Here is a 14390-nt window from a genome sequence, read left to right on the forward strand (position 1 = left end):
ACTTGTACAGAGGGGCATGGCAGGTGGTGCATTATTCTGCGGCGCTGGCACGTTTGGGAAGAACCCAGCCCTGGCGCGGGAAGTGGCAGGTATATCCGTTCGGGATGCGCTCAAGATAATCCTGATGCTCGGGTTCGGCCTCCCAGAAATCGCCGACGGGTTCGACTTCGGTTACGACTTTTCCCGGCCACAAGCCGCTGGCATTCACATCTGCGATAGTATCCAGCGCAGTTGCTCTTTGGGCTTCATCGACGTGGTAAATCGCGGAACGATAGCTCATGCCTCGGTCGTTGCCTTGCCGGTTCACCGTGGTCGGGTCGTGAATCTGGAAGAAAAATTCCAGCAGGTCGCGGTAACTGATCTGCGACGGGTCAAACCAGATCTCGATCCCTTCGGCGTGGGTGCCATGGTTGCGATAGGTTGCGTTGGGCACATCGCCTCCGGTGTAGCCCACCCGGGTTCGCAAGACGCCCGGCAGCTTGCGGATCAGGTCCTGCATACCCCAAAAGCAGCCTCCGGCCAGTACAGCACGTTGTTCAGTCATTGGATTTCCTCCACGTGGATCAGGAATTCGGCGTAACCTTCAGCCTCCATCTCATCCCGATGGATGAACCTGAGCGAGGCCGAGTTGATGCAATACCGCAGGCCACCATGTTCTCGCGGGCCGTCGGGGAAGACATGCCCCAGATGGCTGTCGCCGTGTTTCGAGCGAACCTCGGTCCGGATCATACCATACGTCGTATCGCGAAACTCCTCCACATGCTCGTGGAGGATCGGCTTGGTGAAGCTGGGCCAGCCACATCCGGATTCGTATTTGTGGGTCGAAGCAAACAGCGGCTCGCCTGACACGATGTCCACGTAGATGCCCGGTTCCTTGTTCCCCAAATACTTGCCTGTCCCCGGTCGTTCGGTGCCGTTGCGTTGGGTGACATGAAACTCTTCGGGCGAAAGCGCCGCGATAACCGTGGGGTCTTTGGTGTAGCGTGTCATGGATCCTCCGGCTGATTTGACGTTTGAGCCATTATCTGGGGGCTGCAGGGTAGAAAGCAAAGCGATATTTCAAACAGCTCTCACAGTCGTGCAGTCGGTCAGACGCAAACATTTGGGTCCTTGCTTTAGGCCGAAGCCGTTTTGCCAGAAGGTTGGCGTGACAGCTGAACAGCAAGAATACCCAGCGTCGTGACGGTAACGCCAATTGCGTCCATCGCGCCCAGTTTTTCGCCCAATAATATGGCCGCAATCGTGACACCAAATACCGGGTTCAAAAAGTGGAACGTGGCTGCGCGGATCGCGCCGATGCGATCCAGAAGAAGGAACCAGATCAGCGTGGCCAGCAGCCCAGGAAACAGGGTTGTGTAAGTGAACGCCAATGCCAGTGGCAGCGTCGGGTGGATGTAAATGGTCTCAAAGATCGGCGCGGCCACGAACAACGTCGCTGAGCCTACAAGCATCTGCAGACCCACGACCATCATGAAGTTACCGCCCGAAGTCGCGCCGCGAACCGCGAGGGTGGCAAAGGTCAGCGCCAAAGCTCCGATGCCGCATAGTGCGACGCCGAACATGTCGACACCAGCACTGATCCGGCTGCTCATGATCAGGGCGACGCCGGTGAATCCAGCAAACAACCCCAAAACTCCGAGAGGGCGCAGTTTCTCGCCAAAAATAAGCCACCCTGCCAGCGCCACCAGCAAGGGCATTGTGGACGCGATAATCGCCGCAACCGAAGCCTCGACCGTTTGCATCGCGTAAAAATTCAGACCCAAATACAGGGCATTTTGGCAGATACCGAAAAGAATTGTCGCCCGCCACTGGTTCCGGGTCAGGTGCCAGCTTTGCCCCATCGCCCGGGCAATCAGAACCCCCAAAACCCCTGAGATCAAAAACCGCAGGGCTAGCGAAAACAAAGGAGAGGCGTCTGCCACGATGATCCGCGCCGAGGTAAAGGCAGACGACCAGATCAGGGCAAATGTCAGCCCCATGGCTATGGCGCGCAGATCCATGGAGACCCCCTGTCACTTTGCGCGGACTGTCCCCGATTTTGTGATGGGTCGCAAGCGCTGCGCGTTAAAAAAGACACATCCGTGATGCAACGAAAGTCACGAGGATGTTTTTATTGATTGACTGAACAATTAAAGTTATCGGCTCCGGGATCTGACATATCAAGGGAGGGTTGTCGGTGCTTCTGGAGTACATTCTATCTTTTGGCGTCCTGCTGGCATTGGGCTTGGTCGCGTTCTTCGTCGTGAAATGGTGGAACCTGCGATGCGTTGGCGTGACACCTGTTCACCTTTTCACGTTCATCGCGATCCTGTTTACGTCTGGTCTGGATGTTGGCCTGATCATGTTCCCGCTGACAGAATTTGGTGGGTATGCCGAAGATCCGGCCTATGCCTTTGCCAACCCGCTGGCGATCGAATTCGGTTTCTGGGGGTTTCTGATCTGGGCGTTTTACTTCCTGACTGCCTTCTATTTCTGCGTGATCGAACCCCGCGTGAACTTCTTTGAGATTCCGCTGGTCAAGCTGATCAACAACGTCGTCATCATCGGTACCTGCGCCTTTACCGCCAGCCTGTTCCTGATCTACCTGCCTGGCTACCTGCCAGAGGTCGGAGATGGCGAATCTGTTGTTACCACCTTCTACGTCATCGTGTTTGTGGTCATTCTGGCGGCGGCGTACTCATCGACCGATCTGAAATATGTGCGCATCCTGTCGGTGGGCTCGACCTTCCTGTTCATGGCCCTGATCCTGGGAATGTGGGCGGCCGCTGGCATGGGAATGACCGGGTTTATCGAAACCGGAAGTAACATTGGCGCCTATTTCACCAATGTGCACAAGTTTGTCCTGCCGCTGACCGATTATCATGCCTTCTACCTGTTCTGGTGGTTTGCGTGGTCAATAATGATTGGCCAGTTTACTTCGCGCTTTGTGGGCGGGTTGAAGACCTGGCAGCTGTTGGCGGCGTTGTTGATCTTCCCGTCCATCCCGCTGGGGATCTGGTTCACCGTTCTCTACTACTATCATCTGAACGGTATCAGCACCGCAGGGATCACCAATATCGCGATGGTAATCGTGGGCGTGACCTTTGTGATCAACTCGCTGGACTCTCTGATTAGGCTCTATACGGACAACCTGAACATGACCGCCGAGCGGTTTGGCAAGGCGACCTATGTCGCCGGCAACGTCGCGCTGCTGTTTGTCCTGACCCTGCTGTTCCAGAGCCAGTGGCTGCAAATCCAATGGATCGGAGCCGTCGTAGTCGGTCTCTACCTGGCTTGCGTGGTCTATATCCTTGTAACCAAGCGCAAAGAGGTGATGAGTATCGACGCCATGCCGGAAGATCGTGATCTGGACTTCCACAAGGTTGAGACGATTCACTGATTGTTTCTAACCTACCAAAACAAAAGCGGGCCTCGACATCGGGGCCCGCAGCCGTGTTTTGGCGCTGCCCGGTTCGCGCCTCATTCCGTGTCGAGACGATATTTGAGGAAGCTGTGGCCAGAGTAGTCTACTTGCCCAACAAAATACGCGCCGAGTTTAGTCATTGCGCGCAGTTTCGTGCGTGAAGGCGGCAGCAAGAATGTCACGAACGGAATACGATTGTCCTGTTTTGCGAATGCGATGGCCTGACGCGCTATTTTGGCACCCAGTCCAAATGCACTGGGCTTCAGGACCAGCCCGAAATCCCACTCTTCACCTTCTTTTTGAAAACCGCCCCATCCCACATATTGTCCGCGGTGCAGAATTGCCCAATGACCTAGGCCGTCCCGCGTCCAACACGACTCTTTCGCATGAACGAAACTGGCGACTGTTTCCTCATCCCAATCCTGCGTCAGGAGAGGCATGTGTTCGGCAAGAATTGGATTTCTCATATGCGCCAGTATCTCAGGTGCTGAGACGAGGGGCAGTCGCGTGAATGTAATATCCTGTTCCATAGAACTGGGATGTAGCGGGCCAAGCAGGAATTCAAAGGGTTGTCCGTAAAAAACGTGCCAAGGACATCCGGTGTTGGATTGTAGCCCATATTTACAGTCTGAATAAGAATGCTGATGCCTTAGGACACATGTGCGCAGGCTTTAAATTGTGAAGCTCAGGCACAAAAAAGGGGCCGCGTAACCGCCACCCCTTTATATGGTTCCAAGCGCTTGAGATCAGCCGTTCACGCTGTCTTTCAGTGCTTTCGCGATGGTCATTTTCACAACCTTGTCGGCTTCTTTGGTGAAGGTTTCACCGGTTGCCGGGTTGCGGACCTGACGCTCAGGGCGTTCGCGGCAGTAGATTTTGCCGACGCCAGGCAGGGTCACTGCACCACCTGCGGAAACTTCGCGCGTGATCAGGCCGGTGATGGCCTCAAGCGCAGAGTTCGCGGATTTCTTATCGGTTCCCATTTCCTCAGCGAGAGCAGCAACCAGCTGAGTCTTTGTCATAGGTTTTGCCATTTCTTGGTCTCCTTAACGTGCCCGATCTATAGGGCCTCACCGCGTAACTGTAACGGGATATTGTGGCCAAACACAACGAATAGTAGCGCAGAAACCCCTAAAAATATGGGGAAAACGTTGCTTTTTTGCGTCAGAGGAAGGCAGTTTCGTCGAAGGAACGCAATTTCCGGCTGTGCAGACGCTCCAACGGCATGCCGCGCAGGTGCTCCATAGCGCGTATCCCGATCATCAAATGACGCCCCACCTGAGTGGTATAAAAGGACGAGGCCATGCCCGGCAGCTTTAGTTCGCCGTGCAGGGGCTTGTCCGACACGCACAGCAAAGTGCCGTAAGGAACGCGAAAGCGATAGCCGTTCGCGGCGATTGTGGCGCTTTCCATATCCAACGCGATGGCCCGCGACTGGCTGAGGCGCTGAACCGGTCCGGATTGATCGCGCAGTTCCCAGTTGCGATTGTCGACCGATGCAACTGTTCCCGTCCGCATGATCCGCTTCAGTTCATACCCTTCCAGCTCGGTCACTTCGGCCACGGCGCGTTCCAGCGCGACCTGAACCTCGGCCAGGGGCGGGATGGGCACCCAGACCGGCAGGTCATCATCCAGAACCTTGTCATCACGTAGATATGCATGGGCCAGAACGAAATCACCCAATGCCTGCGTGTTGCGCAATCCGGCGCAATGGCCAACCATCAACCACGCGTGGGGGCGCAGAACCGCGATATGGTCGGTCGCAGTTTTCGCATTCGAGGGGCCAACACCGATGTTCACCAAAGTAAGACCCGAACCATCTTCACGCTTCAGATGATAGGTTGGCATTTGCGGCAGTTTCAGCGGTTGCTCGATTTCTGCGTCCGGCTCCGTGATCTCAACATTCCCGGTCGAGACAAAGCTGGTATACCCGCTGCTGGGATCAGCCAACTGCTCACGGGCGTAGTTCTCGAATTCCGAAACATAGAACTGATAGTTCGTGAACAGAACGTGGTTCTGAAAATGCCGGGCATCTGTCGCTGTGTAATGTGCCAGTCGCGCAAGTGAATAATCGACGCGCTGGGCAGTAAACAATGACAAGGGTCCGACGGCGTCTTCATGATCGTGCACGCCGTTAACGATGTCGTCATTCGTGGTGGTCAGATCCGGCACGTCAAACACATCGCGCAGGGTGAAAGCAGCCGCCCCCTGATGCGGCACAACCAGACCTGACGTATTCGCCACGGCAAAATGCACCGGAATAGGTGTGTCCGACGCTGCAATCGTCACCGGTTGGTCGTGATTCTTGATCAACAGGGCAATCTGTTGAGTCAGGTAGGACCGGAATAAATCCGGGCGCGTTACGGTTGTAGCGTGAACACCGGGCTCCGCCACATGCCCAAAACTCAGGCGGCTGTCGACTTGAGCATAGGTCGACGTCTTTATGCGAATCTCGGGGTAATAGGCTCTGTATCTGGCGGTTGGTGCTCCATTTTGCAGTACCTTCGAGAAGCTGTCGCACAGAAATTCTGTTGCTTGAGTGTAAAGCTCCTCCAGTCGCGCAACTGCGGCTGCGGGATCGGTGAACTGTTCTGGCGAAAGGGCTTCAGGTGTCAGGAGTGTCGTCATGCCAAGGGTTCCAGAAGATCAATTTTTTTGAATGTGCGCACGTCAACCAGCCCGAGATCAGAGATCCTGAGTTCCGGTATGACGACCAACGCCAGCAGCGAATGTTGCATATATGCGTTGTTCAGATTGCAGCCACATTCCTGCATGGCCTGAACCATCCTGTCCGCCTTGGCCGCAACTTCAGCGGCCGGGCTGTCGGACATCAGACCGGCAATGGGAAGTTCGACCATCGCCAGTTCCTGGCCGTCCCGGAAGATCGTGATGCCGCCACCCACCTCGGCCAGTCGATTCGCGGCCAGCGCCATCTGTTCACGGTCCGTGCCGACGACGATCATGTGGTGACTGTCATGTGCCACGGTCGCGGCCATGGCCATTTTTCCCTGATATCCAAACCCCGAGACAAAGGCATTGGTGACGCCCCCTGTCGCCCGGTGTCGTTCGACCAGTGAGATCTGACATACGTCACCCTCACCTTCAACAAGCCCGCCGATAATCGGTAATTCGGCTTTCAGCGCTTTAGTGGGGGCCTGGTTTTCTACCACGCCAATGACGTTGGCCCTTACCTTGTTTGCGCCCTTCGGCGCCGTGATCTCAAAATCGGTCGAGGTCAGCGCATGCTTCAGATGAACCGTGCGACGTGCTTTGTCGGGCCAGTTTAGATGGGGGCAATCAACCTTGATCACCCCGTTTTCCGCGACAACCTGCCCGCGCGCTATGACCAGTTCGACCGGCAATTCGGTCAGGTCAGAGCTGAGGATGATATCTGCCCGTCGTCCCGGCGTGACCGATCCGATCTCGCGTTCCAGACCGAAATGCGTGGCGGTGTTGATTGTGGCCATCTGCAGGGCCACAAGCGGGTCACAGCCACAGGCAACGGCGTGGCGCACGACGCGATTCATATGCCCTTCATTGACCAGCGTTGCAGAGTGGCAGTCATCCGTGCACAGGATGAAATTGCGCGCATCCAGACCTTTTTCGGTTACTGCGGTAATCTGGCTTTCAACGTCATACCAGGCCGAGCCCAACCGCATCATCGAACGCATTCCCTGTCTGACCCGTGCGATGGCATCCGCTTCGCAGGTGCCTTCGTGGTCATCGGCAGGTCCGCCAGCCACGTAAGCCGCAAAATCAGGCCCTAAATCAGGGGATGCGTAATGCCCGCCAACAATCTTTCCTGCCCGCTGCGTGGCCGCAATCTCGGCCAGCATTTTGGGATCGCCGTGAATCACGCCGGGGAAGTTCATCATTTCACCCAAGCCGATGATCCCGGGCCAGTTCATCGCTTCGGCGACGTCTTCGGGGGTGATTTCATAGCCTGTCGTCTCTAACCCCGGTGCAGACGGCGCGCAGGAGGGCATCTGAGTGAAGATGTTGACCGGCTGAATCATTGCTTCGTCATGCATCATGCGCACACCATCCAGCCCCAACACATTGGCGATCTCGTGCGGGTCGGTGAACATACTGGTTGTGCCATGGGGGATCACCGCGCGAGCAAACTCGGCGGGGGTCAGCATCCCCGATTCGATGTGCATATGCGCGTCGCATAAGCCGGGCAGGATATAGCGGCATTGCGCGTCGATAACCTGTGTCTCTGGTCCGGTACAATGCGAGGCGTCTGGACCGACAAATGCAATACGGCCTGCGGCGATTGCAACAGAATGGTTCGGCAGCAGTTCGCGGCTGTGCACATTTACCCAAGTCCCGCCCGTTATTACCGTATCTGCTGCCTCACGTCCGGCAGCAACTGCGATCAATTTGGGGGCGACATCGGGCCAAGTTGGGAAGGGTGTGTTTTCCATGGCTCAACTTTCACGAATGCGCGCGCGGGTGCAACCCCGGTTCTTCACTACTGCCGACGGATCACAATCCTGCAAATCTGCCCAACCCGGCCATCGAAAGCTGACATAGGTGCCGACAGCGCCCAGGAACCCGTCGAGTTTACGTTTCGGACCCGAATTCTCGCCGTATCCAGTTCGCAAAGGTGACGGCCCCGGGCGTATCCTCAGCCTGAGGGGAGAGCAGCAGATAATACGCCTCGGGCATCGGGGCGCGATGCTCAAATGGTGCGATCAGCCGCCCCTGATCGATCAGGTGACCCGCGATGGTGTCATGGGCCAGGCACAGGCCACCTCCGGCCATCGCGGCTGACAAACAAACCAGATAGGTTGTCGCGTAGGTAATAGAAGGATTCTGCCAATTCAGACCCTGATCTTCCGCCCATGTCGCCCAGTTGGTCAAAAGGTTGGAACAGTCGAACAGGGGTTTTTCCTGAAGGTCTTGCAGACACACCTGATATCCCGGCGCGCAGACGGGATAGTAATATTCAGAGCGCAGCATCTCTGTCCGGGTCGTATCCGAGGGTCGAAGGGAAAACCTGATTTCGACCGCTGCGCCTTCGGCCATCTCGCGCGGTTCCCACAGTTCGGTGAAGATGTTCAGCTGAACATCCGGGTGTTCAGTCCGAAATAACGGCAGGCGCGGGGCCAGCCAGTTCACGGCGAAACTGATGTTGCACTGAACCTGTACCGCGTTCTGTTGCGCGCCAGTAACCGCCTGAGTGCCCCGTATCAGCGTCCGAAACGCTTCGCGCACTACCGGCAAATAGGTGATCCCGGCCTCTGTCAGCTCAAGCGCCTTCGGGCGTCGCAGGAACAATGGCTGACCCAGATGACCTTCCAGCGATTTGATCTGCTGACTGACCGCACTTTGCGTCATGTTCAGATCCCGCGCCGCGTCGGTGAATGACAGATGGCGGGCTGCGGCTTCGAATGTGCGCAGCCAGCCCAGCGGGGGAAGCCTGTTTTGCATCGACATAACTCCGGCATAAGTTCAGCTAATGGGATAGTTGCGTTTTTTTCGTTGGTCAAATTGCCGGACCAAATGCAGGCTTTGGTCATTCGCAGTTGTCAAAGGACTCCACACATGAGCCTCACTAGCCTTCGCCCCAATATCGATCATTGGTCAGAACGTGTGGACATGGCCGCGACCTTTCGCTGGACAGCCCGGCTGAACATGCACGAAGCCGTTGCCAACCACTTCAGTCTTGCTGTGAACGCAGACGGGACGCAGTTCCTGATGAACCCCAATCAGGCGCATTTCTCGCGTATTCGCGCGTCTGATCTGTTGCTGTTGAACGCCAACGATCCGGATGTGATGTCCCAGCCCGGCGCACCTGATCCCACGGCCTGGGGCCTGCACGGCTCGATCCATCGCCACTGCCCGCACGCGCGTTGCGTCATGCATGTGCATTCGATTTTCGCAACTGTTCTGGCGTCACTGGCCGACAGTACACTTCCGCCAATCGACCAGAACACCGCGACCTTCTACAACCGCTACGTTGTTGACGAAGAATTTGGCGGATTGGCTTTTGAAAGCGAAGGCGAGCGGTGCGCCGGGATGTTGGCTGATCCGAAGAAGAAAGTCATGATCATGGGCAACCACGGGGTTCTGATCACTGGCAGCGACCCTGCAGATACCTTTAACAGGCTCTATTATTTCGAGCGCGCTGCCGAAACTTACATCCGGGCGCTGCAAACAGGCCTGCCCCTGCGGGTGCTGTCGGATGAAATTGCCGAGAAAACAGCACAGGAACTGGACGACTACCCCGGTCAAGCCGAAGCGCATCTGCGAGAGATCAAGGCAATACTCGATGCAGAAGGCTCGGATTACGCAACCTGAATGCAAGACAGAGTGACCGACATGCGAGATTCCACGCAGGACCCCGAAGCTGCCCGCTGGCATTACCACCCCGACGGGCCAGTGGGTCTCAACCCGCTGTTCAGTTGGCCACCACGTCCGGCGGCCGTGCTGAAATGGTACAGCGGAGCGTGGTTGCAAATCACCGCCCTGACCCTGTGCATGACCTTGGCCGTCATCGCCTATGCGTTCTTTTTCCCTGCGTTAGAGACGATGAAAAGCTTTGCGCCCGGATGGATGTTTCGGATCTGGTTGCTGAACATGGTGCCGCAAACTCTGGTAGCAGGAAGCCTGCACTGGTGGCTGTACATGCGCAAAGGGCAGGGGATGTACAAAAAGTTTGATCGCAGGGACCTGACACGGGACAACGGAACATTCACATTCCGCAATCAGGTTTGGGATAACATCTGGTGGACGCTGGGCAGCGCCATGACGGTGGCGACCATTTACCAGTGGGTCATCTTCTGGGCGATGGCAAATGGCTGGGTTCCGACGATTACCTGGGCCAGCTCGCCGGTGTGGTTCGTGGTTTGGATGTTGTTTATTCCCATGTGGTCCGGTCTGCATTTTTACTGGGTGCACCGGCTGGAACATCATCCCAGGCTTTATAAACATGTGCACGCGGTCCATCACCGTAATGTCAATACCGGGCCATGGTCAGGGATTTCGAATCACTGGTATGAAAACATGCTGTATTTCACGACGTATTTCATCCACCTGATCGTGCCTTCCCATCCGCTGCATGTGTTGTTTCACAGCTCGTTCCAGCAGGTCAGCCCGATACTGTCCCATTCTGGGTTCGAGAAGCTAAAGGCCGGTGAGACCGAAGCCGCGCGGGCGGGCGACTTTTTTCACCAGCTCCACCACAGGTATTTCGAGTGCAACTACGGCACATCCGAAATTCCGTTCGACAAGTGGTTTGGCACCTATCACGATGGCTCAGCCGAGGCGACGACACGCACGAGGGCCTACAAAAAGCAGATGTATACCTGACGCGGCTGGTTCTGTCCGGGGACTAAACCCGTTCGAACAATGCAATGAAGGCCGTGTCATCCTTATTGGGTCCTGCAGCAAGATCGCCATAGATGCGAACCTCGGGCAGGGTCAGGTTGCGGATCTGGTCCTGTTCCAGTTCGTGCAGCTTACCCTTGAAGCCCATCTTTTCGAAATGGCGGGCGTTTATTGACAGGGCGAACGTAGCGCCTGACCGTGCAACTCGAAGCAGCGCAGGCAACACTTCGGGACCCAGATGACCGTGTGTGAACGTGCCAGATGACACGATGCCGGAATAGCTGTCTGGCGGAACCGGGATGCCATGGGTCAGGTCAGCCTCGATCGCGTCCCGGTAGATGTCCTTGCGCATAGCCTGTTCCAGCATCTCCGAACTGATATCCGTGGCATCAATCGGCCCAACACCAAGCCCAGACAACACCGCGCCACACAGGCCCGTTCCCGCACCGACATCCAGAACCGGCCCCTGACCGCCCGCGCCCACAAACGCCCGCGCGGTATGGATATGAAGCTGATAATCCTCACGCGCGGCAAAGCTGTCGTCATAGTCCCCGGCCCATTCCGCATAAAGGCGTTTGTTTTCGTCCGGAGAGCTCAGCGCGTAGGCAGAATGCAGGTCTGGTTTCTTTTTGCTCATATCCACAGAAAGGCGCATCAGAAGATTCGATTCAAGTGCGTCCATGCGGCGCTTGCATCCCGATGCGCTGAAGCCCATCAACGGTGCATGACCAAGACACTCTTCTCATTTGGCCACGGCTATTCTGCGCAGGCCCTTTCCCGAATTCTTGCCCCGAAAGGCTGGCAGATTTTTGGCACCACACGAGATGGCGAAGGCACAGATGCGATTCGTGCCTCTGGCGCGGACCCGCTGATCTGGCCCGGTGAGGTTCCAAATCTGGATCGGGTGACGCATTTGCTGATCTCAACGGCACCGGGCGAGGCGGGCGATCCGGTACTGGCGGCGCTGGGCGACGAGATCCGAAAACGGGCAAGTCAGTTCACTTGGGTGGGTTATTTATCGACAACAGCTGTTTATGGCGATCACCAGGGCGGCTGGGTTGACGAAGACACCCCGCCAACACCGACCGCCAAGCGTGGAAAGTGGCGCATGCTGGCTGAAGAGCAATGGGCGGCTGTGCCGGGCCTGCCTGTTCACATCTTCCGTCTGGCAGGGATATACGGCCCAGGTCGTGGGCCGTTCTCTAAGCTCACACGCGGTGGGCTGCGGCGCATCATCAAGCCGGGGCAAGTGTTTTCGCGTATCCACGTGGATGACATTGCGCAGGTTCTGCAAGCTTCGATGACAAGGCCGAATCCGGGCAGTGTTTACAATGTCTGCGACGATGAGCCTGTCCCGCCACAAGATGTCATCGGGTATGCCGCCGAGTTGCAGGGGCTTCCTCTGCCCCCGGCGGTTTCATTTGACGAGGCCGATCTGACACCGATGGCGCGCAGTTTTTATAACGAGAACAAACGCGTCCGAAACGACCGGATCAAGGATGAGTTGGGTGTCGAATTGATCTACCCGAACTACCGGGTGGGGTTGGAGGCGCTGATGAAGGACCGGTAGGTTCTTTACTGCGCGGCTGCCTTAATCATGTCCGAGGCTTTTTCCGCGATCATTATTGTTGGCGCGTTTGTGTTTCCCGACACCAGCGTTGGCATCACCGACGCATCAACTACACGCAGCCCCTCAATCCCCCGCACCCGAAGTTCGGGATCCACAACCGCCAGATCGTCGGTACCCATCTTGCAGGTGCCGACCGGGTGATAGATCGTATCGGCGCGGGCGCGGATATGCCCCTCCCAATCGGCGTCAGATTTGGCCGTATCGGTTCCGAACATCTCTTTGTGCCGATATTTGGCCAAAGCCGGCGCTTGCAGGATGTCTCGCGTCATTCGCGCGCCTTTGATCATGGTGTCCAGATCTCGTGCATCTGAAAGAAACCCCGGATCGATGACAGGCATTGCCATTGGGTCCGCGCTGCTCAGGCCAACGGTTCCCCGACTTTCCGGGCGAAGCTTGCAGATATGACAGCTGTACCCGTAACCGTAATGCAGCTTGCGGGCGTGATCATCGACCATTGCGATGGTGAAATGCAGCTGGATATCCGGGCGTTTCAACTCGGGTGAGGTCTTCAGAAACGCCGCCCCTTCGGCAAACGGTGTGGCCGCCATTGACACACCGGTCTTGCGCCACTGACGGATGTGCTTCAGCAGTCGCACCGCTGCTGTCGCGCCGATCCCAAAGTTGTTCGTGTCTTTGGTTCGGTAGGTCAGCGTAAAGTCGAGGTGGTCCTGCAAATTCTGCCCCACACCCGGCAGTTCATGCAGAACAGCGATCCCGTGCGTTTCAAGATCAGCGCTTGCTCCAATCCCTGAGACTTGCAGCAGTTGAGGTGTTTTTAATGCTCCCGCGCACAGTAGAATCTCGCGCGTGGCGGTAACGGTGGTGTCTGCCTTTTTGCCTTTGACCCTGAAAACAACGCCAGTTGCGCGCTTACCCTGAAAGACCAGCCTTTTCGCATAGGCATGTGTAATGACCGTCAGGTTCGGGCGGTTGGCAATCGGGAACAGGTAACCCGCAGCCGCTGAGCACCGCTCTCCATTCTTTGAAGGGTCATGATACTGCGTTACCTGGTACACCCCGACACCTTCGTTATCGCCTCGGTTGAAATCTTCAGTGTGGCGATGTTGGAGTTGCTGCGCGGCTTCAATGAACGCGCGGGTGATCGGGCGAGGTTCTTTTTGCTGTGACACCTGTAACGGGCCTTTGTCACCATGCCAGCTGTCTGCACCAAGCTCATTGTTCTCGGACCGTTTGAAATACGGCAATACGCTGTCCCAATCCCAGCCGTCGCAGCCCAGATCGGCCCACCCATCATAATCCTGCCGCTGACCTCTGACATAAAGCATCGCGTTGATCGCGCTCGAACCACCCAGTGCTTTACCGCGGGGTTGATACCCCCGGCGTCCGTTCAACCCGAGTTGCGGTATGGTTTCAAAAGCCCAGTTGTTGATCTTGGGGCGTCCCGGAAGGGTTGCCACGACGGCTGCCGGCACCCTGACAGTCAGGCCCTTTCCGTTCCCGCCTGCTTCGAGCAGGCAAACGCGTGAAGCCGGGTTCTCGCTGAGGCGGTTTGCAAGAACGGATCCTGCCGACCCGCCGCCCACGATGATATAGTCGAACTGCATGCTGGCTTCCCTACTATCAGAACCATTGATGCGCTGGTCCGCTGTTCGCCATCCGAGCCAGGCTTCCCTGAGACTGCGTCAATTGAGTGAAAAAACAATTGTGACCTGAAGTCAGTTTCCAAGTGTTCTTCGACATTCAGCGAAACGGTACGCCCGCGTCGATCGAAAGACTCAAGACGGATATCAATGTCGTCGTTTGCTGTCGGGGCCGACGATTCCAGCCAAAGCGCAGATTTCACCCACTTCTTCTGATGAGCCTGCACCTTAAGTGGCTGGCGGAAATCGCAAAATAAACGTTTAAGTATTTGAGTTATAATAATTAATTTAGAATTTAGTGAGAAAAGCAAAGTTTTTTCAAAATGGGGGTTGCGGGTAGGGAGTCTAATCCGTAAATACCCCTTCACCGGCGCAGCTGAGGTTGGCCTGACGGACTGGAAAGACGGTTGAGACGCACCGG

General features: G+C 56.5%; 14 protein-coding genes. 4 read left to right on the forward strand and 10 right to left on the reverse strand.

What is annotated here, in order from left to right; all coding sequences use genetic code 11:
* Nucleotides 1–31: 31 nt before the first annotated feature.
* The 3 genes from msrA to ACR0AM_RS14350 form a co-directional block, all read right to left on the reverse strand.
* Nucleotides 32–544, reverse strand: coding sequence for a peptide-methionine (S)-S-oxide reductase MsrA (gene msrA / locus ACR0AM_RS14340; RefSeq protein ID WP_480623263.1), 513 nt, complete (start codon nt 542–544; stop codon nt 32–34).
* Nucleotides 541–990, reverse strand: a complete 450-nt coding sequence (gene msrB / locus ACR0AM_RS14345) for a peptide-methionine (R)-S-oxide reductase MsrB (protein ID WP_480474611.1) — start codon at nt 988–990, stop codon at nt 541–543. The genes msrA and msrB overlap by 4 nt, the downstream gene beginning before the upstream one ends.
* A 125-nt stretch (nt 991–1115) precedes the next feature.
* Nucleotides 1116–2000: a DMT family transporter gene (locus tag ACR0AM_RS14350; protein WP_480623264.1), complete on the reverse strand. Its 885-nt coding sequence runs from the start codon at nt 1998–2000 to the stop codon at nt 1116–1118.
* Between the two features lie 182 nt (nt 2001–2182).
* Here ACR0AM_RS14350 and ACR0AM_RS14355 point away from each other — a divergent pair, with 182 nt between their 5' ends.
* Nucleotides 2183–3379 (forward strand): BCCT family transporter, encoded by a 1197-nt coding sequence (locus ACR0AM_RS14355; protein WP_480623273.1) that lies wholly within the window; start codon nt 2183–2185, stop codon nt 3377–3379.
* An 80-nt stretch (nt 3380–3459) separates the two neighbouring features.
* Here the strand turns inward: ACR0AM_RS14355 and ACR0AM_RS14360 are convergent, their stop codons facing one another.
* The 5 genes from ACR0AM_RS14360 to ACR0AM_RS14380 all read right to left on the reverse strand — a co-directional run bounded on the left by ACR0AM_RS14360 (nt 3460) and on the right by ACR0AM_RS14380 (nt 8839).
* Entirely contained in the window at nt 3460–3933 is a 474-nt protein-coding gene (locus tag ACR0AM_RS14360; protein WP_480623265.1) for a GNAT family N-acetyltransferase, read from the reverse strand.
* Between the two features lie 216 nt (nt 3934–4149).
* Nucleotides 4150–4437 (reverse strand): HU family DNA-binding protein, encoded by a 288-nt coding sequence (locus ACR0AM_RS14365; RefSeq protein ID WP_117871130.1) that lies wholly within the window; start codon nt 4435–4437, stop codon nt 4150–4152.
* 130 nt (nt 4438–4567) lie between these two features.
* Nucleotides 4568–6031 carry an AMP nucleosidase gene (locus tag ACR0AM_RS14370; protein ID WP_480623266.1) on the reverse strand — a complete coding sequence of 488 codons (1464 nt, stop codon included), beginning with the start codon at nt 6029–6031 and terminating at the stop codon, nt 4568–4570.
* Nucleotides 6028–7830 carry an adenine deaminase gene (ade, locus tag ACR0AM_RS14375; RefSeq protein ID WP_480623267.1) on the reverse strand — a complete coding sequence of 601 codons (1803 nt, stop codon included), beginning with the start codon at nt 7828–7830 and terminating at the stop codon, nt 6028–6030. The genes ACR0AM_RS14370 and ade overlap by 4 nt, the downstream gene beginning before the upstream one ends.
* Before the next feature lie 139 nt (nt 7831–7969).
* A complete protein-coding gene (locus tag ACR0AM_RS14380) occupies nt 7970–8839 on the reverse strand; it encodes a LysR family transcriptional regulator (RefSeq protein WP_480623268.1) in 870 nt (289 codons plus the stop codon).
* A 114-nt stretch (nt 8840–8953) separates the two neighbouring features.
* Between ACR0AM_RS14380 and ACR0AM_RS14385 the strand changes: the two genes are divergently transcribed.
* Together ACR0AM_RS14385 and ACR0AM_RS14390 are read left to right on the forward strand one after the other, a co-directional pair.
* Complete coding sequence (locus tag ACR0AM_RS14385) at nt 8954–9709, forward strand: class II aldolase and adducin N-terminal domain-containing protein (RefSeq protein ID WP_480623269.1); 756 nt, start codon at nt 8954–8956, stop codon at nt 9707–9709.
* A gap of 21 nt (nt 9710–9730) precedes the next feature.
* Complete coding sequence (locus ACR0AM_RS14390; RefSeq protein ID WP_480547266.1) at nt 9731–10720, forward strand: sterol desaturase family protein; 990 nt, start codon at nt 9731–9733, stop codon at nt 10718–10720.
* A gap of 22 nt (nt 10721–10742) precedes the next feature.
* Here ACR0AM_RS14390 and ACR0AM_RS14395 read toward each other — a convergent pair whose 3' ends face one another.
* Nucleotides 10743–11375, reverse strand: a complete 633-nt coding sequence (locus ACR0AM_RS14395; protein ID WP_209598901.1) for a class I SAM-dependent DNA methyltransferase — start codon at nt 11373–11375, stop codon at nt 10743–10745.
* A gap of 87 nt (nt 11376–11462) precedes the next feature.
* Here ACR0AM_RS14395 and ACR0AM_RS14400 point away from each other — a divergent pair, with 87 nt between their 5' ends.
* Nucleotides 11463–12308, forward strand: a complete 846-nt coding sequence (locus tag ACR0AM_RS14400) for an SDR family oxidoreductase (RefSeq protein WP_480623270.1) — start codon at nt 11463–11465, stop codon at nt 12306–12308.
* A gap of 5 nt (nt 12309–12313) precedes the next feature.
* Here the strand turns inward: ACR0AM_RS14400 and ACR0AM_RS14405 are convergent, their stop codons facing one another.
* Nucleotides 12314–13933, reverse strand: coding sequence for a GMC family oxidoreductase (locus ACR0AM_RS14405; protein WP_480623271.1), 1620 nt, complete (start codon nt 13931–13933; stop codon nt 12314–12316).
* Between the last annotated feature and the right edge of the window lie 457 nt (nt 13934–14390).

The sequence above is a fragment of the Ruegeria sp. AD9 genome (genome assembly GCF_056542305.1).